Source organism: Candidatus Micropelagos thuwalensis (genome assembly GCF_000469155.1).
Taxonomy (GTDB): Bacteria; Pseudomonadota; Alphaproteobacteria; order RS24; family RS24; genus Micropelagius; species Micropelagius thuwalensis.
Window position 1 is genome coordinate 284,604 of the sequence record NZ_AWXE01000004.1, and the last position, 21,929, is coordinate 306,532.

General features: G+C 47.3%; 23 protein-coding genes and 1 riboswitch. Of the genes, 5 read left to right on the forward strand and 18 right to left on the reverse strand.

Translation table 11 applies throughout. The features are described 5' to 3' along the window. Positions 1–19: 19 nt before the first annotated feature. The 5 genes from gcvPB to RS24_RS06030 form a co-directional block, all read right to left on the reverse strand. Positions 20–1,564 (reverse strand): aminomethyl-transferring glycine dehydrogenase subunit GcvPB, encoded by a 1,545-nt coding sequence (gene gcvPB / locus RS24_RS06010; protein WP_038300889.1) that lies wholly within the window; start codon positions 1,562–1,564, stop codon positions 20–22. Then, positions 1,557–2,915, reverse strand: coding sequence for an aminomethyl-transferring glycine dehydrogenase subunit GcvPA (gene gcvPA / locus RS24_RS06015; RefSeq protein ID WP_021777303.1), 1,359 nt, complete (start codon positions 2,913–2,915; stop codon positions 1,557–1,559). The genes gcvPB and gcvPA overlap by 8 nt, the downstream gene beginning before the upstream one ends. Further along, on the reverse strand, positions 2,915–3,289 hold the full coding sequence (gene gcvH / locus RS24_RS06020) for a glycine cleavage system protein GcvH (protein WP_021777304.1): 375 nt from the start codon (positions 3,287–3,289) through the stop codon (positions 2,915–2,917). Before gcvH ends, gcvPA begins: the two co-directional genes overlap by 1 nt. Continuing rightward, a complete protein-coding gene (gene gcvT / locus RS24_RS06025) occupies positions 3,286–4,467 on the reverse strand; it encodes a glycine cleavage system aminomethyltransferase GcvT (protein WP_021777305.1) in 1,182 nt (393 codons plus the stop codon). Before gcvT ends, gcvH begins: the two co-directional genes overlap by 4 nt. Positions 4,468–4,686: 219 nt before the next feature. Beyond that, a riboswitch (glycine riboswitch) is annotated at positions 4,687–4,775 on the reverse strand. Between the two features lie 74 nt (positions 4,776–4,849). Then, a complete protein-coding gene (locus RS24_RS06030; RefSeq protein WP_131443747.1) occupies positions 4,850–5,371 on the reverse strand; it encodes a hypothetical protein in 522 nt (173 codons plus the stop codon). A gap of 184 nt (positions 5,372–5,555) precedes the next feature. Between RS24_RS06030 and ispH the strand changes: the two genes are divergently transcribed. Genes ispH through rnhA form a run of 3 tightly spaced genes read left to right on the forward strand, consistent with a single transcriptional unit; the run spans position 5,556 to position 7,942 of the window. Continuing rightward, positions 5,556–6,509, forward strand: coding sequence for a 4-hydroxy-3-methylbut-2-enyl diphosphate reductase (ispH, locus tag RS24_RS06035; protein WP_038300890.1), 954 nt, complete (start codon positions 5,556–5,558; stop codon positions 6,507–6,509). 21 nt (positions 6,510–6,530) lie between these two features. Beyond that, on the forward strand, positions 6,531–7,517 hold the full coding sequence (thrB, locus tag RS24_RS06040; RefSeq protein WP_021777308.1) for a homoserine kinase: 987 nt from the start codon (positions 6,531–6,533) through the stop codon (positions 7,515–7,517). Continuing rightward, the gene (gene rnhA / locus RS24_RS06045; protein ID WP_038300779.1) at positions 7,514–7,942 is read left to right on the forward strand and encodes a ribonuclease HI; all 429 of its coding nucleotides are present in this window, start codon (positions 7,514–7,516) and stop codon (positions 7,940–7,942) included. The genes thrB and rnhA overlap by 4 nt, the downstream gene beginning before the upstream one ends. Before the next feature lie 13 nt (positions 7,943–7,955). Here the strand turns inward: rnhA and RS24_RS06050 are convergent, their stop codons facing one another. Both RS24_RS06050 and RS24_RS06055 read right to left on the reverse strand, forming a co-directional pair. Beyond that, entirely contained in the window at positions 7,956–8,441 is a 486-nt protein-coding gene (locus RS24_RS06050; protein ID WP_021777310.1) for a peroxiredoxin, read from the reverse strand. 66 nt (positions 8,442–8,507) lie between these two features. Further along, positions 8,508–9,419, reverse strand: coding sequence for a protein-disulfide reductase DsbD domain-containing protein (locus RS24_RS06055; protein WP_021777311.1), 912 nt, complete (start codon positions 9,417–9,419; stop codon positions 8,508–8,510). A 68-nt stretch (positions 9,420–9,487) separates the two neighbouring features. Here RS24_RS06055 and RS24_RS06060 point away from each other — a divergent pair, with 68 nt between their 5' ends. Continuing rightward, positions 9,488–10,057 (forward strand): YqgE/AlgH family protein, encoded by a 570-nt coding sequence (locus RS24_RS06060; RefSeq protein WP_021777312.1) that lies wholly within the window; start codon positions 9,488–9,490, stop codon positions 10,055–10,057. Positions 10,058–10,072: 15 nt separating this feature from the next. On the opposite strand, the gene RS24_RS06065 is transcribed toward RS24_RS06060, so the two are convergent. From RS24_RS06065 to coxB, 10 genes are read right to left on the reverse strand one after another with little or no spacing between them, the layout of a single operon-like run. Next, positions 10,073–11,020, reverse strand: a complete 948-nt coding sequence (locus tag RS24_RS06065; protein WP_021777313.1) for a peptidase S41 — start codon at positions 11,018–11,020, stop codon at positions 10,073–10,075. Between the two features lie 58 nt (positions 11,021–11,078). Next, the gene (gene thrC, locus RS24_RS06070) at positions 11,079–12,485 is read right to left on the reverse strand and encodes a threonine synthase (protein WP_021777314.1); all 1,407 of its coding nucleotides are present in this window, start codon (positions 12,483–12,485) and stop codon (positions 11,079–11,081) included. Next, positions 12,485–13,246, reverse strand: a complete 762-nt coding sequence (locus RS24_RS06075) for an SURF1 family protein (protein ID WP_021777315.1) — start codon at positions 13,244–13,246, stop codon at positions 12,485–12,487. Before RS24_RS06075 ends, thrC begins: the two co-directional genes overlap by 1 nt. A gap of 26 nt (positions 13,247–13,272) precedes the next feature. After that, positions 13,273–13,641: a DUF983 domain-containing protein gene (locus RS24_RS06080; protein ID WP_021777316.1), complete on the reverse strand. Its 369-nt coding sequence runs from the start codon at positions 13,639–13,641 to the stop codon at positions 13,273–13,275. Positions 13,642–13,649: 8 nt separating this feature from the next. Continuing rightward, positions 13,650–14,483 carry a cytochrome c oxidase subunit 3 gene (locus RS24_RS06085; RefSeq protein ID WP_021777317.1) on the reverse strand — a complete coding sequence of 278 codons (834 nt, stop codon included), beginning with the start codon at positions 14,481–14,483 and terminating at the stop codon, positions 13,650–13,652. A gap of 45 nt (positions 14,484–14,528) precedes the next feature. Further along, positions 14,529–15,137, reverse strand: coding sequence for a cytochrome c oxidase assembly protein (locus RS24_RS06090; protein WP_021777318.1), 609 nt, complete (start codon positions 15,135–15,137; stop codon positions 14,529–14,531). Between the two features lie 21 nt (positions 15,138–15,158). Further along, entirely contained in the window at positions 15,159–15,323 is a 165-nt protein-coding gene (locus RS24_RS10015; protein WP_192814059.1) for a hypothetical protein, read from the reverse strand. A gap of 13 nt (positions 15,324–15,336) precedes the next feature. Then, a complete protein-coding gene (locus RS24_RS06095; protein ID WP_021777320.1) occupies positions 15,337–16,299 on the reverse strand; it encodes a heme o synthase in 963 nt (320 codons plus the stop codon). 17 nt (positions 16,300–16,316) lie between these two features. Then, a complete protein-coding gene (gene ctaD / locus RS24_RS06100) occupies positions 16,317–17,918 on the reverse strand; it encodes a cytochrome c oxidase subunit I (RefSeq protein ID WP_021777321.1) in 1,602 nt (533 codons plus the stop codon). A 20-nt stretch (positions 17,919–17,938) separates the two neighbouring features. Beyond that, on the reverse strand, positions 17,939–18,793 hold the full coding sequence (gene coxB, locus RS24_RS06105; protein WP_021777322.1) for a cytochrome c oxidase subunit II: 855 nt from the start codon (positions 18,791–18,793) through the stop codon (positions 17,939–17,941). Positions 18,794–19,059: 266 nt separating this feature from the next. Here coxB and tldD point away from each other — a divergent pair, with 266 nt between their 5' ends. Beyond that, positions 19,060–20,478 (forward strand): metalloprotease TldD, encoded by a 1,419-nt coding sequence (gene tldD, locus RS24_RS06110; RefSeq protein WP_021777323.1) that lies wholly within the window; start codon positions 19,060–19,062, stop codon positions 20,476–20,478. Positions 20,479–20,499: 21 nt separating this feature from the next. Here tldD and RS24_RS06115 read toward each other — a convergent pair whose 3' ends face one another. Beyond that, entirely contained in the window at positions 20,500–21,852 is a 1,353-nt protein-coding gene (locus tag RS24_RS06115; RefSeq protein WP_021777324.1) for a glutamate--cysteine ligase, read from the reverse strand. Positions 21,853–21,929 lie beyond the last annotated feature (77 nt).

Sequence of the window (21,929 nt, forward strand, 5' to 3'; positions counted from 1 at the left end):
TCTATGGGCGCATCCTCTATTATTCAGCCGCTTGAGCTGTTGCCTCTGCCGCCTGCCAGCGTAAAATCGGCTGACGCGCCGCACGGGTTTCATCCAAACGACGACGTGGCGCAAGCTCAGGCGCATTCGTAAAGCGTTCCATTTCTCCCGCTTTGGCACAGCGTACCAAATCCTGCAAAGTTGCGATAAACAAATCCAGCGTGTCGCGACTTTCAGTTTCCGTCGGCTCAATCAGCATCGCGCCATGCACCACCAATGGGAAATACATCGTCATCGGGTGATAGCCTTCATCAATCATGGCCTTGGCGAAATCAAGCGTCTCCAAGCCTGTGCCCTTCAGGAAGCCGTCATCAAACAGCGCCTCATGCATACATGGCCCGGCAAATGGAGCCGTCATGACATCCTGCAAAGATGCCAGAATATAATTTGCATTTAACACCGCATCTTCGGCTACCTGGCGCAGACCATCAGAGCCATGGCTTTTCATATAGGACAAAGCACGGACAAACATGCCCATCTGCCCGTGAAACGCGACCATCCGCCCAAATGGTTGGTCGGCGCTTTGTGCCTCAAGCTCAATCAAGTCAAAGCCATGCTCACCTGCCACTACATAGGGCAGAGGCGCAAAGGCCGCTAGCCGATCGGAAAGAACCGTCGGCCCTGACCCCGGACCACCGCCGCCATGCGGGGTTGAGAATGTTTTATGCAAATTAATATGCATCGCATCAATGCCAAGATCTCCTGGTCTGACGCGCCCGACAATGGCGTTAAAATTCGCTCCATCACAATAAAAATAACCGCCAGCCTCGTGCAGAGCATCGGCAATCTCTATGATGTCGCGCTCAAACAATCCGCATGTATTCGGATTGGTCAGCATAATCGCGGCAACATCATCACCCAACTTGTCCTTAAAAGCGACCAGGTCAACACGACCATCATGATTGGCCGGGATTTCATCAACCTTAAAGCCCAGCAAAGCCGCCGTAGCCGGATTTGTACCATGCGCGGACTCCGGCACCAGAACGCGGCGGCGTGTTTCCAATTCACCACGTGCTTCAATCGCCGCACGTATTGCCATCATGCCGCATAATTCACCATGAGCACCTGCTTTTGGCGAAAGCGCAACCGCAGGCATATTCGTCAATGTTTTCAACCAATGCGCCAACTCATCCATTAATGCTAACGCACCTTGCACTGTCGAGACAGGCTGAAGCGGATGAATATCTGAAAAGCCGGGCAGACGTGCCATTTTTTCATTAAGGCGTGGATTGTGCTTCATGGTGCAAGACCCCAGTGGATACAGACCCGCATCAATCGAATAGTTTTTCTGGCTGAGCCGTACAAAGTGGCGTAATGCCTCAGGCTCTGACAGACCGGGCAGATCCGGCTGAGCAGGAGCCATGCAATCACCAAGTCTGTTGCTCACCTCTGGTACGGGCTCAAGGTCAACGCCCGACTTGTCGGCACTCCCAATTTCAAAAATAAGCTTTTCTTCGAGGATTAAAGCTTGATGCCCGGTAAAGGTTTGTTTTCTGTCCTGTTTAATAGGCGTTATCTCATTCATGCCGATACCCATTCAGCACATCGCGCAGTGCTGCCTCATAAATTGCTAAATCTTCTTCGGTATTCGCCTCGGTTGCTGCGACAAGAAGCACATCGTTCATACCAGTGTCCGGCATAAGGCGCGATACCGGCACGCCGCCCAGAACCGACTTTTCTGCCAATGCCTCAACAACCTGTCCGGCTGGGGCAGGCAGGCGAATTGCAAACTCATTGAAGAAAGCCGGCGTCAACACCTCTACACCATCAATAGTTTCTAGCTTTTCAGCCAGTTGTACGGCGCGGGCATGGTTCAATTGGGCAAGTTGCCGAAGACCCTGACCGCCAAGCAGTGTCATATGTGCAGTAAAAGCCAACGAACACAGACCTGAATTGGTGCAAATATTAGACGTTGCTTTATCACGCCGGATATGTTGCTCACGCGTTGAGAGCGTCAAAACGAAACCGCGTTTGCCATCTGCATCAACTGTTTCACCACATAAACGACCTGGCATCTGACGAAGATATTTTTCTTTGGCGGCAAACAATCCTACATAAGGCCCACCAAAATTAAGACCATTACCAAGGCTTTGCCCTTCACCAGTCACAATATCAGCACTCATATCACCCGGACGCTTCAATAAACCGAGTGAAATAATTTCGGGCACAACAACAATCAACAAACAGCCGCGTGACTGGACGTCGCGTGCAAGTGTCGAATAATCCATAATGTTGCCGAAGAAGTCAGGATACTGCACCACGACGCTAGATGTATCATCATCAATAAGAGCAATCAGATCTTCTACGCCGCTAACGGAGTCTTCAGGTGAGGCAACATCAAACCCACCCATATCGGAGAGATTATCTATCACCCCACGATAATGTGGATGCAAACGCGCAGAAATCACTGCACGTTTTTTGCGTGTAATCCGGTGCGCCATCAACACAGCCTCACCCGTGGCCGTTGACCCATCATACATTGATGCATTTGCAACCGGCATACCGGTCAATTCACAAACCTGTGTTTGAAACTCAAACAGATACTGCAAAGTACCTTGAGTGATTTCAGGCTGATAAGGCGTATAAGACGTCAAAAACTCTGACCGTTGGATGATATGATCCACACTGGCAGGCACATGGTGTTTATAAGCGCCTGCGCCACAAAAAAATGGCACGGTAGAGGCTGTTTTATTTTGCGCCGCCATAGCAAAGAGGTCGCGCTCAACCTGCATCTCGCTTTGATGCGGTGGCAGATTAATTGGGCCGTCGAGACGCGCAGTTTCAGGCACATCTATAAAAAGGTCATCAATGGCATCCACGCCAATACGCGATAACATCTCGCCACGATCCGTCGGGGTTAGAGGTAAATAACGCATTAACCAAGCTCCTTTACATAGTCGGCATAAGCTGCCTCATCCATCAAATCGTTCAACTCGTCGGGGTTGGACACTTTCATAGTGAAGAACCATCCACTTTCCGTCGGATCCTGATTCACCAATGCTGGGTCATCTTCTAATTTGGTATTCGGCTCAACAATTTCACCCGATACCGGCGCATAGACTTCACTCGCAGCCTTTACGCTCTCGACAACAGCAGCGTCATTGCCCTGTTGAAATTGGCGTCCTGCTTCAGGCAATTCGACGAAGACAACATCACCAAGCTGTTCTTGGGCATAATTCGTAATGCCGATGCGCGCGACATCCCCCTCAATATCAATCCATTCATGGTCTTTGGTAAATTTCTTGCTCATGGTTTTGTCCTCAAATATTTATGTTCCACAAAGGGCATGCTGGTGATGTGAGCCAGCATCGGTTTGCCGCGAATAATTAGCTGTACTTGTGTGCCGGGCGCCGCATGTTCGGCACTCACATATCCCATCGCTATCGGGGCTTGCAAACTAGGGGCAAACCCGCCACTCGTGATGCGCCCGATTGGGTTATTATTCATGTCATGAATCTCCGAGCCTTCCCGCGCAGGTGCTCGCCCATCAGGTTTAATCCCGACACGAAAGCGATCAGGTTTTTGCGATAATTGCTGAGATATTTTATGCGCGCCGGGAAAATTGAGTGACTCACGACGGCGACGTGGCACAGACCACATTAAATCAGCTTCAACAGGTGTCGTGCCGGTATCAATATCGTGACCGTAAAGGCAAAGGCCTGCTTCAAGCCTTAAACTATCCCGTGCGCCCAAACCAATCGGTGCAACCGCATCATTTGCGAGGAGAAGCGCAGCAAAATGTGAAGCCATTTCATTTGGAAGAGAAATCTCAAAACCGTCTTCGCCAGTATATCCGCAACGAGAAATGATAATCTTTTCACCTTCATAATCTGCATGACAGGCCTGCATGAAAGCCAAATCCGCTACGGCGGGTAAATGCTCTTTCAAAACGGCTTCTGCCAATGGGCCCTGCAATGCCAAGAGCGCTCGATTTTCAACAGACAGTCTGGCCTTACCGGCAAGTAATTGAGCGATATGGGCAAAGTCATCATTCTTACACGCGGCATTGACAACCAACCAGAGCGTGTTCCCGAAACGGGTCACCATCAAATCATCAAGAATGCCGCCATCTTGATTTGTAAGTTGTGTGTAACGAATACCGCCTTCTTTTAACGAAATAATACCACCGGGGACGAGTTCTTCAAAAACAGGGGCCACATCGCTATCGGGGTCTTCGGGAAATAACTGGGCTTGCCCCATATGGGAGACATCAAACAACCCGGCTTTCTCCCGCGTATGGAGGTGTTCGCCCATAACACCCAGACCATATTGAACCGGCATGTCATATCCGGCAAAAGGAACCATTTTAGCGCCCAGTTGAACATGCATATCAAAGAGCGGGGTTCTGGCAAGACTCTGCGAACCCGGAGATGCTGAAGCATCCGTGCCTTTATTGTTACCGTCTAAATCTATTGTAGAGTTGGTCATAAAACCGACAGGTTAACCTGCTCCCTAAACTCAAGAGTAAACACACCAATACCGAACCACTCATATGGAACGTGCTGCGCCCTCCTCTGTCTTGGGAACCTGAGAGAATTATGGCTCATGCATAATTGAATAATCGATCAATTAAATGCCATTTACCCCGTCGGTGAGATTAGCCAAATTCAAAACTAAGAATTAGAACCAACCTGCTTTCCAGAGTCCTTAATTGAAGCGGTCCTTTTGCCTGAGAGTTTCCGAGGGCGGTTGCTCCTTCGGCGCTGAATTTAATCAGTCTCTTCCGCAACAATATAAAAGGTAAATACAATATGGAATCGAGTCGACCAAGAGTCAATCAAGAGACATATTTATTCGGTTAAAAATCCGTTTAATATCCGAGACGCCGCTTCTTTTCTGAAATATTTGACGCCAGTTCTCCGGCAGATAATTCAAAGCCGACAATAACTTGCATGTCTGGTGAAACCGAGTCCAGTTGAATATCAAGTCCGTTTATCATTTTCTTGAACCCGATAAAATCACCTGATTTATCGGCCTTTAACGTCACAGAAATATTTTGAGTCATGCGCGACATGACCTCATCATCTGCTGTTATATAAGCAATAAAAATGGGTAGCGTCGCATTATATGTACCCGCAGAATTTGCATAGAAGCGACCGCTTAAAAATAATGCCATTTCTATACGAGAAGCATCTTTTACCTCACAAGCCAGATCAACCCAATTTAACTCTGCCGTCCAATTTTGTTCAGCACTTCTAACGAGACGCTCCCCATCTGCAAGAATAAACGGCTTAGGGCAGGCAACATAAGGAAGCGGCTCCTCTCCTGCACAGGCGGACAGTAGGGTTCCCATTAAAGTCACCAGCAGAAAAGTTTTTGTTATTTTAGACATAAACATCATGTTTCCTTTTATAATGTCGCCTGTAAGTTAGTTTCGGTTTATAAGTATTGTGGAATTAAATATCCAGTGATTTGCTCACCAAATGTTTCACAAGAGGTACGAGTCTAAACTAACCAAGCCAACTACATTGAGCAAGTCTCATGATTATCAGCATACGGATCAGTTAATGTCAGATATTACCAAACCCGGATTAAAACTCCTGCTTGCCACGCCGCGAGGGTTTTGCGCGGGGGTCGATCGTGCTGTGCTGATTGTTAAGCGTGCACTCGAAATTTACGGGCCGCCGGTTTATGTGCGCCATGAGATTGTTCATAACAAGCGCGTTGTTAATGACCTCGCCAATAAAGGCGCGGTGTTTATTGAGGAACTGAGCGATTTACCGGACAACCTTGATGAAAAAACACCTGTGATTTTTTCTGCCCATGGCGTCCCTAAAGCCGTCACTCATGAAGCTAACCGGCTGGAACTGAACTGGCTGGATGCAACCTGCCCACTCGTTTCCAAAGTTCATATTGAAGCACAGCAACATTTTTCAAACGGCTATGAAATTTTAATGATTGGTCATGCTGGTCACCCAGAAGTTATCGGCACTATGGGACAGTTGCCAGAGGGAAAGATTAAGCTGATTGAAAACATCGAGGATGCTGAGTCGGTAGAAGTTTCCGACGTGTCGAAAGTCGCCTATATTAGCCAAACGACCTTATCTGTAGATGACACATCCGCAATGATTTCAGTCCTGAAACGTCGTTTCCCCAATATAATAGCCCCCCACAAACAGGATATTTGTTATGCAACAACTAACCGTCAGGCAGCGGTAAAGGATATTGCCCCGCAATCAGATATGGTGCTGGTTATCGGCGCACAGAATTCGTCCAATTCAATGCGTCTTGTTGAGGTCAGTCTGACGTCGGGCTGTCCCGAAGCATATCTAATTACAGGGCATGAGGATATTCCGCTTAAAAAGCTTGAGGGCATTTCCACGCTGGGGTTAACCGCAGGCGCATCGGCACCTGAAAGTTTGATGGAAGAAGTCATCGAAGAATTATCCACCCACTTCTCACTTGCGATTGAAGAAGTTGTCCATACTACTGAGTCGGTAGAGTTTAAACTTCCAAAACAAATACGATAAAGGTGACGGAGACTTTTCCTTATGGCTGTATATACCGATCTCACTGATGAACAGCTAGCGGACTTATTGTCTGATTATGATATTGGCAACGTCTTATCACTCAAGGGTATTGCAGAGGGGGTTGAAAACTCCAATTTTCTTCTCACCACTGAGCGAGAGGGTCGGCCCGAAAAATTTATCCTCACGCTTTATGAAAAACGGGTAAATCCCACGGACTTACCCTTTTTCATTAACCTCATGATGCATCTTGCTGAGTCCGGCCTTCCCTGTCCAGTTCCAGTGAAACGTAAAGACGGATCAACGCTCTCCAATATTGCCGGACGTCCGGCAGCTATTATCAGCTTTCTTGAGGGTTTAAGCCTACGGCGACCTGAGGCCGTGCATTGTCATGCGCTCGGTGCCAGCATGGCTGAGATGCATCTCGCCGCACAGCAGTTTGGTATGACCCGCGCAAATAATCTCTCAATTGATGCATGGCCTGAACTCTACGAAACATCGCGCCATAATGCAGACACTCTCCATGCTGGACTGACCGAATTGATTGACGGTGAGCTGGTTCGGCTAAAAGAACATTGGCCAAATGCTGATGCCGCCCTGCCACGCGGCATAATTCATGCCGATTTATTTGCCGATAATGTGTTTTTCATTGGTGACAAACTATCGGGCATTATTGATTTTTATTTTGCTTGCTCGGATATGATGGCTTATGACCTTGCCATTGTGCTTAATGCCTGGTGCTTTGAGACTGACACAAGTTTTAATATTACGAAAGCACGCGCCTTGATGGATGGCTATAATTCTGTGCGGAAACTCACACCAGAGGAAATTGAAGCATTGCCAATTTTAGCCGCAGGTGCTGCCATGAGATTTCTCCTTACCCGCTTGCATGATTGGTTCGCACCGCAAGAAGGTGCTCTCGTCAAACCCAAAAACCCTCTGGACTACTTACACAGATTAAGGTTTCACAAGAAAACAAAATCTGCAGCAGAATATGGAGTAGAGCTATGATGATGGCATACACGGATGGGGCTTGCTCCGGCAATCCCGGCCCCGGTGGTTGGGGTGTGCTTCTGATTATTGACGGGCAAGAAACCGAATTATGCGGCGGCGAAGCAGAGACCACCAATAACCGTATGGAGCTTAAAGCCGCAATTGAAGCTTTACGCGCCCTGCCTAAAAATGGCGCAGTAAAGATCGTGACGGACTCCACCTATGTGAAAGACGGTATCACATCATGGATGGCAAACTGGAAGCGAAATGGCTGGAAGACTGCCGCTAAGAAGCCAGTAAAGAATGAAGATTTATGGCGTGAGCTTGATGCTGAAAATGCAGCACACCAAGTCGAATGGGCATGGGTAAAGGGTCATAGCGGCCACCCAGAAAACGAACGCGCTGATGAATTAGCACGGCGTGGAATGGCCGCTTATCAGTAAATGGCTTAATGAGTTAGAGTTGGCTCATAAGGTTTTCAGCACCTGAGTCTACAGCTTCACCGGGATTGGACTCAATATTGAGCGAATCCACGACACCATCGCGCACAATCATAGAGTAGCGTAAAGACCGCGTGCCAAGACCAAAACCAGAGCCGTCCATTTCAAGGCCAATAGCTTTGGTAAATTCACCATTACCGTCACCGACCATCATGATGTTTCCACCCGCACCCTGATCTTTTCCCCAAGCGTCCATAACGAAAGCATCATTAACGGAAACACAGACAATCGTATCAACACCTTTTTCACGGATGCTTGCAGCATGCTGCACATAACCGGGCATATGCTGGTTCGAACATGTCGGGGTAAACGCCCCGGGCACGGCAAACAAAGCGACGGTTTTGCCGCCAAAAAGCTCTTCTGTAGAAATCGGTGCGGGGCCAGCATCAGACATGTGCATGAAGGTTACCGAAGGGAGTTTTTCTCCGACTTGAATGGTCATATTTCAATCCTCTCATTGTGAAACTCAATCATATATTATTGCTCATAGATTACCAAGTGGTTGGAATTATTCATTTACAGGTTTTTTAGACTGAACCTGATATGTTTGAAAAACTGCACCTGAAATATCCTCCACGACAAATTCCAGCACTCGCTCTGAAAAATTTCCGTCTGCCGGCACTGCAGATACCTTAAAAATCCAAAGCTTGGGCGATGTAGAAATAATTTCAGGGACATCAAAAAAATCTCCGTCACGTCCCGCAATAAAAACATCTGGTTTCGTCAGATTTTCTCCGGCAATAGCCACTTGGAGGCTATTTCCTGAAAAACTGACTTCTTTAACGAATAATTTATCATTAGCTGGCTGTGGCAAGGCAGATAGGGCTTTGTTCAACCATATTTGTGCAGGAGACTTTCTGATGTCTTTGAGGGTAATACGTTCTGAAAATTTGAAGCTTGCCGGAATACAAATATCTTTGCATAGACCTAAGGTAAGCTTCAGGCTGAGCGGAAATGCTGTCTTTCCTCCATTCTCAAACGTGTCGTTAAATGTAAAGGGAATGAAAATAACCGTTTCACCATCATAGCCATAGGTGGGGCCACCTGGCTCATTAAAGCGTTTCGGGGGCAAAAAAAGCGGTTCCCCTGCAGGTATGTAAGGAGATGAGCCCCATTCAAATCTAGGCGCGATACCTGCTGCCCCCGGGAAATACCAATAGCTGTGCCACCCCGCCGACATCATTAGACGTAACGCAATAACGGGTCGTCCCTCATAAACGCCGGTCACGAATTTGGCCTTGGCAACATGCAACGGCTCGCCATAGAGGGACGTTGGCACTTTCCAATCTTCATAAAAAGAAAGAGATTTTGTGGATAAGCTAAGGCTTTCCTTTTCTGACGCATTTGAAGTAAAAGCGAATCCTATGCCTAAAAGCATTATAAGAAGCGCCAAAACCAGAAAGGATTTCTTATCTAACATTGATTTGTTTGCATCCGGTCTGTTTAGATGTTTCACTGTGAGAATGATGTTAGGTTATATAAACCGTTATGTCTTTAATGAATGAAAATTTAAGTGGGCAAATGCTTCTGGCCATGCCCGGTATTGGCGATCCGAGATTTGATCGTAGCGTTGTCTATATTTTTGAACATGGTCCTGAAGGGGCTATGGGGTTTGTTGTTAATCAACCCGCAGAAGATGTAACCCTGAACGATATACTTGAAAGTCTTGACCTCCCAATCAGTGATAATGGCGACAGAATGAAAGCCTATCTGGGCGGGCCGGTTGAAACTGGACGCGGATTTGTTCTGCATACAAGCGATTATACAGCATCCACCACCAGCCTCGGGAATAATCACCGCATTGCGCTTACAGCAACATTGGAGATTATGGAAGTCCTCGGCAAGCATGGCGCCCCAGATAGATCGCTCTTATTTCTCGGCTATGCTGGATGGGATGCAGGACAACTGGATGCAGAACTTCATGAAAACGCATGGCTGGCATGCGAAGCAGATTTAGATTTGATTTTTTCGATTGATCCCGAGAAAAAATATCCTGCAGCCATGGCACGCATAGGGATTGACCTTGGCAAGCTCAGCGCTGATCAAGGGCAAGCTTAAACCGGGAGCAGGCCATCAATTTTCAGGTAATTTTAATGATATTACCACTGCCAGACATAACAATATGGATGGAATGACCAGAAACATCTCCAGCCAATCAACAGTCATTGCACCCAAAAAATCCGGATAAAAAAATTGTGTAACCCAACCCAAAATAACAACCAGCAATATCGTGTCCACATTTAATATGACACGCCGCCAATATCGTTTCGAAACCGCCGACATATCCATCAAAGAAAAATGCGCAATAATCAACGCTACTGACATGAGAACCATGGCGAGACGCAAATCATTCATATCCAAATAATTCATAAAAATCTGCCAACGCACCAACATGATAACAACAAATGAGAGAGCAAAAAGAGAGGGAATAATCAGCCGCCTTCTATTTCGTAAATGAGCGACGACCAAAGCTAGCATGGCGACAAAAATCAACGCCACCAGAACAAATTGGTGAAAGTAGAACCGATTCTTTTCAATCTCGGATTTGTAGTCTGGATTCCATAACCAAAATTTCGTTTTGCCGGGAATATCACCATGAAGAATATATCTTCGCGTAGCACCGGGGGGGACTTCCCAGTCTATTTCATTGGACATGGCATCCTCAGGAGCAATCTCAGTATCGTCGGAGCCGATGAGTCTTAAATTAAACGGTATGTCCAACTTCGGATATGTCGCAATATGAAAAATATCGGGGTGGGAAAGTTCTAGCGTCAGATACATGGTCTCATCACCCGTATTCTGAATTGCAAAATCATATATATCCTGTCGAACCCGCTTAATATGTTGGGTGAAATCAATGTAACGCATATTGCTGGAGACAAGCACAACGTCAACCGCCAAGGCTTTAGACGGAAACAAAGCCTGTGCCGGTAGCAATGCAAGGAAACACAAAAATACCGGAAGAGCATGTCGTAACATCCGGATAAAAAATACAGCCACACTATCCGATAGTCTTTTCATTGTATTAGCTTATCATGGAATACCGGCAAAGTTAAAAGCCGTTAGTCTTCCAACCGCATCAAAAGCTGTTTTTTTGGCGAACAAAATCTTGAACTCTAGCAAGTTCATTTGGATAAGTTTCGTATGCTTCGTCTTGCTTCATCATGACTTGCACCCGTTCTGGGGTAGCGATAATTTCCTCAGCAGAACGATGGCAGGCTTTTTCGACTGAAGCCGGAAATTTTGCGGGATGCGCAGTCGCCAAGGTAACAATGGGTGTGGAAGTTGGTACATCACTTCGCAATGCAGCGCCGTAACCGACCGCGGTGTGCGGGTCAAGCAACATTCCGTCCGCCTCAAACATATCCTTGATGATTTTGGCAGTCTCACCTTCATCAACACGCTCAGCAGCAAAGCTCCCACGCATAACTTCGAGTACATTTGGAGAGAGGGAGAATTTACGTTTCTCTGCCAATTCACCCATGAGGCGGCAAACCTCATCAGCATTCCGACCCGTGGCCTCAAACAACAAGCGTTCAAAATTACTCGACACCTGAATATCCATGCTCGGACTCGAAGAAGCAACAACATCCCCGATTTCATAAATGCCTGTCTTCAAAACGCGCGCAAGGATGTCATTTATATTTGTCGCAATCATGAGTTGCGCGATTGGAAGGCCCATCTGCTTAGCAACATATCCAGCAAAAATATCACCGAAATTACCTGTCGGAACAGAAAAGGCAATTTCTTTGTCAGGCACTCCCAGTTGGGCTGACGCAGTGAAATAATAAACGGTTTGCGCCATGACGCGCGCCCAATTAATTGAATTCACACCAGCAAGACCGGTTTCATGACGGAAATCCGCATCGTTAAACATATCTTTGACAAGCGCCTGACAATCATCAAACGTACCATCAATTGCTAGAGCGTGAACATTCTCATCCGTTGGGGTTGTCATTTGTTTTCTTTGAACATCCGACACGCGCCCTTCGGGAAAGAAAATGAAAATATCTATATTTTCTCGTCCGCGAAACGCCTCAATCGCAGCGCCGCCCGTATCACCTGAAGTCGCACCGATAATTGTTGCGCGTCGCCCACGGCGTGCCAGAGCTTCATCCATCAAACGAGCAAGAAGTTGCATAGCAACATCTTTAAAGGCCAATGTCGGCCCATGGAAAAGTTCCAGCAAATAATGCTGACCACCCAAAGGGATAACGGGCGCAACTTCAGGAACTTCAAATGCCTGATAAGCGGCCTCCAAAATTTCTCTGAAACGGTCATTATTGGGTGTGCCGCCAATGAAGGGGTTTAAGACCTCATAGGCAACCTCAGCATAGGGTTTATATTTGAAACTCGTGAGTGTCTCACGGGATAGACGTGGCCAGCTTTCTGGCACATAAAGACCACCATCCGCAGCCAGACCCGCCAGAAGCGTATCTTCAAAATCAAGAACCGGTGCGGTGCCGCGTGTGCTGATATATTTCACTACTCTGTCTCGTTTTCAGGTTTCGCACGATTGGTTTGCTTTATGAGCCACTGCACATAAACAATTACAAGCGCCAAGGCAAGACCGTACCATGTAACAACATATTCTAAATGACGATTCGGTAAATTGACCCGCGTTTGTCCGCCAATAGGAGATTGTACAGGAAAAATATTTTCCGGGGTTTCTAGGCTATCAACAAAAAAGGGGGCAATCGACCAGCTATTCTCCTCATAGCCAGCATTTTGAGCCATGGCAGCGACATCTTTCACAAACCAAAGTTTCTTACCCGGTTCATTAGGGGGATCAAAAATATTGCGCTCACCAGGCCAGACCATCAACCCTTCCAAACGAACCTCACCTGAAATCTGACCGGCTTGCCGGGAAGCAGGGGCTTTCTGGGATGCTGGAACATAGCCGCGATTGACCATGACAATCCGGTCATCCCCTATCACAAAAGGTGTAATGACCTGATAGCCAGGACCGAATTTTTCGTGATGCGCAAACCAGAACTGCTCGGCCTGATGATCAAAAGCACCCTTAACAAAAACACGTTGATACACATAGTCATCGGATGAAAGGCCTTGCCATTCGCGTGACGTTGGAATGCTCTGAACTGGAGTGGCAAGACGCGCTTCAATCACCTCAATAAGGTTTTTTTTCCATGTCAGACGTTCCATCTGCCAATTGCCAAGACTTACAAGAAATGCAAAGACTGGCAGACAGACCAGCGTCGGTATCAAATATAGCCTTAACTGCGTCATCACTTAATCCGCAAAAAAAGAGGGCATTACTCACCCTCATTGTGCTTTTTTTCATTACCCTTGTGAAGTCTGCCTTCATGCGCATTATGCCGATATTGGGAATAAATAAGCCACGCCTTAGCCGGGCGAAGCATCAACATCGGCACTGCGAAGCCAAGCGGAAGGAAGATCGCAAAATGAATAATGTATGCCGGTTGCCAACGTAATTCGACATAAAGCGCTACACCCGTTACCAATAACCCTGCCAGCATGATCACAAAGACAGCAGGGCCGTCACCTGTATCTATCTGGCTATAGTCAAAGTGACAGGCCGCGCAAGTTTTGGGCAGAGACAAAAAACCTTCAAACAAAGGTGTTTGCCCACATGCAGGGCATCTTGATGAGAAAATGCCCATATTTTTCCTTAATGGGCTGCCGGCGTTCCCGCACCAATGATGTAAATCACCACAAACAGGAATAGCCAGACAACATCAACAAAATGCCAATACCAGGCTGCAGCCTCAAACCCAAAATGCTGCTTAGGCGTAAACCCGCCATTAATGGCCCGCAAAAGACAAACCAGAAGAAAGATAGTACCTACAATCACATGGAAACCATGAAACCCGGTTGCCATAAAGAAAGTCGCACCATAAATATGACCGGAAAAGCCGAAAGCTGCGTGCTGGTATTCATAGACTTGGAAAACCGTGAATAAAGCGCCAAGCCCAACAGTGAGGATGAGACCCCATTTAAGCTCTTCACGATTATCCTCAAGCAGTGCATGGTGCGCCCATGTAACTGTTGTACCGGAAGTCAGCAATATCAGTGTATTAATCAACGGCAAATGCCAAGGGTCGAATGTTTCAATACCGTCTGGTGGCCAATGTCCACCTGTCAGTTCTGTTCTGGAAAACTGAATGGCTTCGCCCGGATAAAGGCTCGCATCAAAATAAGCCCAGAACCAGGCAACAAAAAACATAACCTCTGAGGCAATAAACAAAATCATGCCATAGCGGTGGTGAAGTTGAACAACTGGTGTGTGATCACCACTATTGGCTTCAATAATTACATCGCGCCACCATGAAACCATAGTGTAGAGCACACCCATAAGGCCAATGAGCATCACCCATGGGCCACTATCATGAAAGTATAAGACAGCCCCTACAGCCAATATAAAAGCACTTAACGAGCCAACAAACGGCCATGGACTCGGATTGACAAGATGATAATCGTGTTTTTTAGCGTGTGCATCTGCCATATTTTTCCCCTGTATTCATCGTGTAGGCATTTTTGTGAATGCTTACTAACCCTGTGGTATCTGTTTTGTGTTTAACGCCGCCTGATTGGATACCTTTTCAGACGCCGGTTTAGGTTTTAAAAAGAAAGTATAAGACAAGGTGATGGTTTTAATATCATTCATCTCGTCGTCCTCGGCAATTTCCGGATCGATAAAGAATGTCACTGGCATATCTACTGTCTCGCCAGGTGCTAATGTCTGTTCTACGAAGCAGAAACAATCAATTTTAGAAAAATAATATCCTGCTTTTTGAGGCGTGACATTAAAAGTCGCCGTACCGGTTAATTCTTCATCAGTCGGATTATGCGCTTTATAGAAAGCCAGACCCGTCTCGCCGACCTTCAGACTGACAGCGTTCTCAGGGGCTGTAAACTCCCAAGGCATTTGTCGGTTGCGTGAGGCATCAAAGCGAACCGTCACTTGTCTTTCAATAATTGTGTCAGATGCAGTTTCAGCACGGTTGGTGGTTCCGGCATATCCCGTCACACGACAAAACAGATCGTAAAGCGGGACAGCGGCATAAGCCATGCCACCCATAAAAACTACACCGGCAAGGCAGAACCCGACGGTTCTGTTTAAATGAGACGATGTTTTACGGATAGACTGTTTTGACATGAGTAACCTTCGATAATGTCCTTATAACGGTCGTTGCACGATATTTGAGCCGAGCTTGACAACTGTGACGAGGAAAAATAGCACGACGAAACCGGCAAGAACCCAGCCCATAACAGCAGCTCTTTTGCGCCGACGAGTGAGCAACTCATCATTCCATTCAGGTGTTCCTTCGAATTCTTCTCTCATCATAAACGCCTTTTTAAATACCAATCAGCTTATCAGCGGGAAACCCAGCAAACAGCAGGAATAAGTAAAAAATGGAATAAGCAAACAGTGCCTTCGCCGCCGCTGCTTGCCGTTCATCAGGCGCAATCAAAAGCCAAAAGCTCATCGCAACAAACAAGGTGCTTAAAGCCGTTGAAAACAAAGCATAGAAAAGACCCGCATAACCCAACAAAGCTGGTAAAGCAGCAAATATGGCCATGATGAGCGCATAAGCAAAGATTTGGATACGCGTATTTTTTGACCCGGCAACCGCTGGCATCATGGGAATGTTATTTTCTGTGTAGTCTTTGTTTTTCAAAAGGGCGAGCGCCCAAAAATGCGGCGGTGTCCAGAAAAAAATAATCGCAAACATTAAAACTGGAAGCGTTTCTACAGACCCTGTCACTGCCGCCCAGCCAACCACTGGTGGAAAAGCGCCGGCGGCTCCCCCAATAACAATATTCTGAGCTGTGAAGCGCTTCAGCCATATCGTGTATATCACGGCATAAAAGAAAATCGTGAAGGCCAAAAGTCCCGCTGACAACCAGTTGATGAAAACGCCGAGGCACATAATCGAGCCGGCTGACAGTGTCAGCCCAAAACCCAGTGCTGATTCTTTTGTAATCCGACCGGATGGAATGGGACGCGTCCGGGTGCGTTCCATATTCGCATCAATATCTGCGTCATACCACATATTCAGTGCGCCTGAAGCCCCTGCACCAAGTGCAATCAGTAATAAAGCTGTAAAAGCAATGACAGGATGCACCCCGCCCCCTGCACCACTTGGTGCCATAATCATGCCGATAAGTGTGGTGAACACAACCAACGACATGACACGGGGTTTAAGCAATTCAAAATAATCCGCAGCGCTTGCCATTTCTGTCGTCAAATCAGGGACACCACCCGCCCTCGGGACGGATGTGTCGATGACTGGCAAGTCGGCGCTATTATTTGCCATAGGGGTTTTCTCCAAGCCTATTTGATTTTCGGCAGTTCATTGAACTGGTGGAAAGGTGGTGGTGATGACAGCGTCCACTCAAGAGTCGTTGCGCCTTCGCCCCACGGGTTATTGGCAGTTTTTTGACCTCTTGCGAAGGCATGAATCACACCGACAATGAAAATCAGCACACCAAATGCAGAGATGTAACTGCCGAGTGAGGAAATAAAATTCCAGTCAGCATAGGCATCCGGGTAATCCGCATAGCGCCGAGGCATACCTGCAAGACCGAGGAAATGCTGCGGGAAGAAAATGAGGTTAACCCCAATGAATGTCACCCAGAAATGCAACTTGCCGATAAATTCGGAATAGTTGTAGCCAAACATTTTACCAAACCAGTAATACCATGCTGAGAAAATCGCAAACACAGCGCCCAGAGACAGAACATAATGGAAATGCGCGACCACGAAATATGTATCGTGATAAGAGCGGTCAACACCTGCATTAGCAAGCATAACCCCTGTCACACCACCAACGGTAAACAAGAAGATAAAACCCAGCGCCCATAGCATCGGCGTTTTAAACTCTATTGACCCGCCCCACATTGTGGCAATCCAAGAGAAGATTTTAATCCCCGTCGGCACAGCAATAATCATCGTCGCGGCAACAAAATAGGCTTGTGTGTCCAAGCTCAGACCAACCGTATACATGTGGTGCGCCCATACGACAAAGCCGACGCCACCAATGGCAACCATGGCATAAGCCATGCCGAGATAACCGAAAACCGGTTTCTTGGAAAATGTCGACACAACATGGCTGATAATGCCAAAGCCAGGGAGAATGAGAATGTAAACTTCAGGGTGACCAAAGAACCAGAACAAGTGCTGATACAGAATTGGGTCACCCCCACCGGCAGGATCGAAGAATGTCGTGCCGAAATTTCTATCCGTCAACAGCATGGTAATCGCGCCAGCAAGCACAGGCAGAGACAGCAACAACAGAAAAGCTGTGACAAGAACGGACCACACAAAAAGCGGCATTTTATGTAATGTCATGCCCGGTGCACGCATGTTGAAAATCGTTGTAATGAAGTTAATTGCACCCAGAATTGAAGATGCCCCAGCAACGTGCAGAGAGAGAATGGCAAAATCCATTGCAGGACCTGGTTGTCCTGACGTTGAGAGCGGCGGATAAATTGTCCACCCGCCACCGACACCATCATTACCGGGTGGGCCCTCCACGAAAATCGAAATGCCAAGCAAAGCAAAGGCAAAAGGCAAAAGCCAGAATGAGATATTATTCATGCGCGGGAAGGCCATATCGGGCGCACCGATCATTAACGGCACAAACCAATTCCCGAAACCGCCAATCATGGCCGGCATAACCATGAAAAACACCATAATCAGACCATGTCCGGTCACCAAAACATTATAAAGATGGTAATCACCGCCCAAAATGCCGTCGCCAGGTGCTTGCAGTTCCATCCGCATGACCACAGACATGGCACCACCAATAATCCCTGCAATAATCGCAAAAATCAGATACATCGTACCGATGTCTTTGTGGTTCGTTGAGTAGACGTAACGCTTCCATCCTACTGGATGATCTTCATGATGAGCCGCAGCTTGATCTGTTGCCATGATTTATATCCTCTTACTCGTTATTTCGATAAATGTGTGGCTGAAACTTCTGCCAGATTGGTGTTAGCTTCGTCATAGGAAGCAAATTCGACTTTTGCCTGCTCAACCCAAGCAGTAAATTCTTCTTTTTCGACAACTTTAACCATGATCGGCATAAAAGAATGGCGAATGCCACAAAGCTCAGAGCACTGGCCATAATATGTGCCTGTTTTGTTGGCCCTAAACCATGTTTCGTTAAGGCGGCCTGGATAAGCATCCATTTTGACACCAAAGGCTGGCATTGCCCAGTTATGGATGACATCTGCAGCCGTCACGAGAACACGGACGGTTGTATCGACCGGCACAACAACCGCGTTGTCTGTTGTCAAAAGACGCGGTTGACCCGGCTGTAATTCGTCGTCTTCTAACATCAAAGCGTCAAAAGCAAAATCGCCATGGTCGGGATATTCATAGCCCCAGTACCACTGATACCCTGTGGCTTTGATGGTCATATCGGCCTCAGGTGTTGCCTGATCATACAAAAGACGGAAAGACGGCACAGCGATGACCAGCAGAATCAAAATCGGGATAACTGTCCAGACAACCTCAATCAATGTGTTGTGACTTGTTTTGGAAGGCACGGGGTTGGCTTTAGCATTAAAACGTAACATAACGTAAACCATCAGACCCAGCACGAACACCGTAATGGCAGTCATGAGAATAAGGAGAAAATCGTTAAAACTTGAAATCCGCGCCATCATATCAGTGGCGGCGGGCTGGAAACCAAGTTGCCATGGCTCAGGCTGCGCGGCATGGACTGATGGCGCTCCCATCAGGCTCATCATACCAATGGCAAGCAGCAACGCAGAAGGATTTAATATTTTATTCAGGCGCATGAAATTACCCTTAAATTCGGTTGGTTGATTACACATATATTATAATGGCCAATGGCACAAAATCACTGAATTAAGTGACCGTGCGACCAAATGCCCAAAACAGAAACGCTTAACTTAAAAAGCTATCTGCAACACAATGAAACAAAAAACTGGTACTTAAAGCAAATCATGTCAGACTAATTTTTGACATCAACATCATACGCCACATATTATCTTACAAACAATACGCCTGAACTTGGAAATCCCCTAATCAGAAATGGTGAGATATGAAACCTGAAAATCTATTTTTTGACACGTCTGGCCTCGACAAGGATCACGCGCAACGTCTCACCGAAGAAGCCTTAACTGGTTCGGATGACGGAGAGCTTTTTATGGAGCATACGCTCTCAGAGAGTTTTTCTTTTGATAACAATAGGTTACGTGCTGCAAATTTTGATACGTCCCGCGGCTTTGGATTGCGCGCGGTAAAAGACGAAACCGCAGGATATGCCCATAGCACGGATTTGAGCGAAACAGCCATAAAACGCGCTGCGTCTGCTTTGACACCTGTGATTTCCGGTCATAGCGGCACTGTATCGGACGCGCTCGCAAAAACCGATACAAGTCTTTACACGGACACAAACCCGCTTGAAGGGGAAGGCTTTGCAGACAAAGTCAAAATTTTAGAAGATATCAATGCCTATGCCCGCGCAAAAGATAACCGTGTTAGACAGGTCTCCATTGGTCTTTCTGGCGAGTGGCAGGCTGTCGCAATCATTCGACCTGACGGACAACCTGTTTTTGATGTGCGCCCCCTTGTGAGGCTTGATGTCTCAGTCGTTGCTGGTGAGGGCGACAGACAGGAAAGCGGACATTGCGGACGAGGAGGGCGTGCTGGATACGCTAAGTGGCTGACCCCTGAAAACTGGCAAGGTCAGGTTGATGAGGCCTTGCGTTCGGCCTTGGTTAATCTTGACTCAGTTCCAGCCCCTGCAGGTGAAATGGATGTCGTGCTGGGCCCTGGTTGGCCGGGCATTTTATTACATGAGGCCGTCGGTCATGGTCTTGAGGGGGACTTTAACCGGAAAAAAACGTCTGCTTTTTCCGACAGGATCGGTCAGCGCGTCGCTTCCCCAGGCGTCACCGTGATTGACGATGGTACCCTACCTGACCGAAGAGGCTCATTGTCAGTTGATGATGAGGGGACGCCAACAGAGAAAACTGTTCTTATTGAAGACGGTATTCTGACCGGTTACATGCAAGATCGCATGAATGCGCGCCTTATGGGCATGCAACCAACCGGAAATGGTCGCCGCGAAAGCTTTGCCTGTCAGCCCATGCCGCGCATGACGAACACTTATATGCTTGGTGGTGATAAAGACCCAGATGAAATTCTGGCAGATGTTAAAAAAGGTATTTATGCGGTCAGTTTTGGTGGCGGACAGGTCGACATCACCTCAGGCAAATTTGTTTTCTCCTGCACAGAAGCCTATCAAATTGAAGACGGGAAGTTAGGCGCACCAATTAAAGGCGCGACACTTATCGGCACAGGCCCTGAAAGCATGCAACGCATTAACATGATAGGTAATGATATGAGGCTTGATGACGGTATCGGCACCTGCGGCAAAGAAGGCCAAGGGGTTCCTGTCGGGGTTGGGCAACCCACACTCAGACTGGAAGGTCTAACTGTTGGCGGCACGGGCTAGAATGTCCAGCCTGATTATAAATCAATAAGTTAATGCTTTATAGACAGCGGTAATATCGCCTTGCCATTCTGTTGAAAGTTGTGTTGCTAATGTCTCGGCAGGACTACACCCTTGTTCAATGACAGCTTCCAGAGGCTTTAAATATTGGGTTTCATCCGCACCTTTATAATCCACCGCACCACGTGCAATAAGCCCCTCACGCGACAAGTCGATTGCTCGGCGCGCAACATCCAACAGGCTGCCGTCTCTAAATTCTGCTTTCAATCCTTGTCGTGCAGCATTGATACGCATCGCATGACGTTCTTCCGACGACCAGTCAGAGATCATATCAAGTGCTTTTTTCTGTGTAGCCTCATCATAGAGCAAACCGACCCAGAAAGCAGGTAACGCACAAAAAGTATCTTGTGGGCCGCTATCAGCGCCGCGCATTTCAATAAACCTTTTCAATCTCGCTTCGGGAAACAGCGTCGTCAGATGGTTTTCCCAATCTTCGCCGGTCGGTTTTTCGCCGGGGAGAACTGACAGATTTCCATCCAGAAAATCCTTAAAACTCAGGCCTGTAGCATCAATAAAATGCCCGTCTCGAATGACGAAATACATCGGCACATCTAGCGCATAATCTACATAACGTTCATAACCAAAATTATCAAAAACAAAAGGCAGATTACCTGTCCGTTGTGCATCGGTATCCAGCCAAACAAGCGAGCGTTCTGACACATGCCCCGTGCTCTGCCCATTGATGAAAGGTGAATTAGCAAATAACGCAGTAGCAATGGGTTGCAGTGCCAGCGCAATTTGCATTTTCTGGACCATATCAGCTTCGGAAGAAAAATCGAGATTCACCTGCACGGTTGCCGTCAGATACATCATCTCCAACCCCCTCAATCCCCGAGTCGGCATATAGTCCGTCATAATATCATAACGACCTTTCGGCATTTTGGGCATATCTGCAACCGACCAGTCCGGCGCATATCCGATGCCCATATAGGCTTGCCCCAAGCTATCGGCAAGTTGCAAAACCTCTTTAAGATGTGTGCCAACCTCGGCGCATGTTTGATGGATATTCACCAAGGGCGCACCGGAAAGCTCTAATTGCCCCCCCGGTTCGAGGGTCACAGAGCCACCGCCTTGATCTTTTGGACGTGTAAGCGCAATCAGCGTTTCACCCTCATACTTGCCCTGCCAGCCCTTATCTATAAGCCCTTCAAGCATAGCTTTAATGCCATTTGGCCCTTCATAAGGCAAAGGCGTGAAGTCATCAGGGCTATAACCAAACTTTTCGTGTTCAGTTCCGATACGCCACTGCTCTTTGGGTTTTTCACCGGCGGCAATCCATTCAATAAGGGATGCCTTGTTTTCAAGATATTCTGTCATTCATCTCGTCTCTAAAGCCGATGTAAGCATGTTTTATGAATCGCGCAAGACGGGAAATGTATGACGCGCCCCAATAC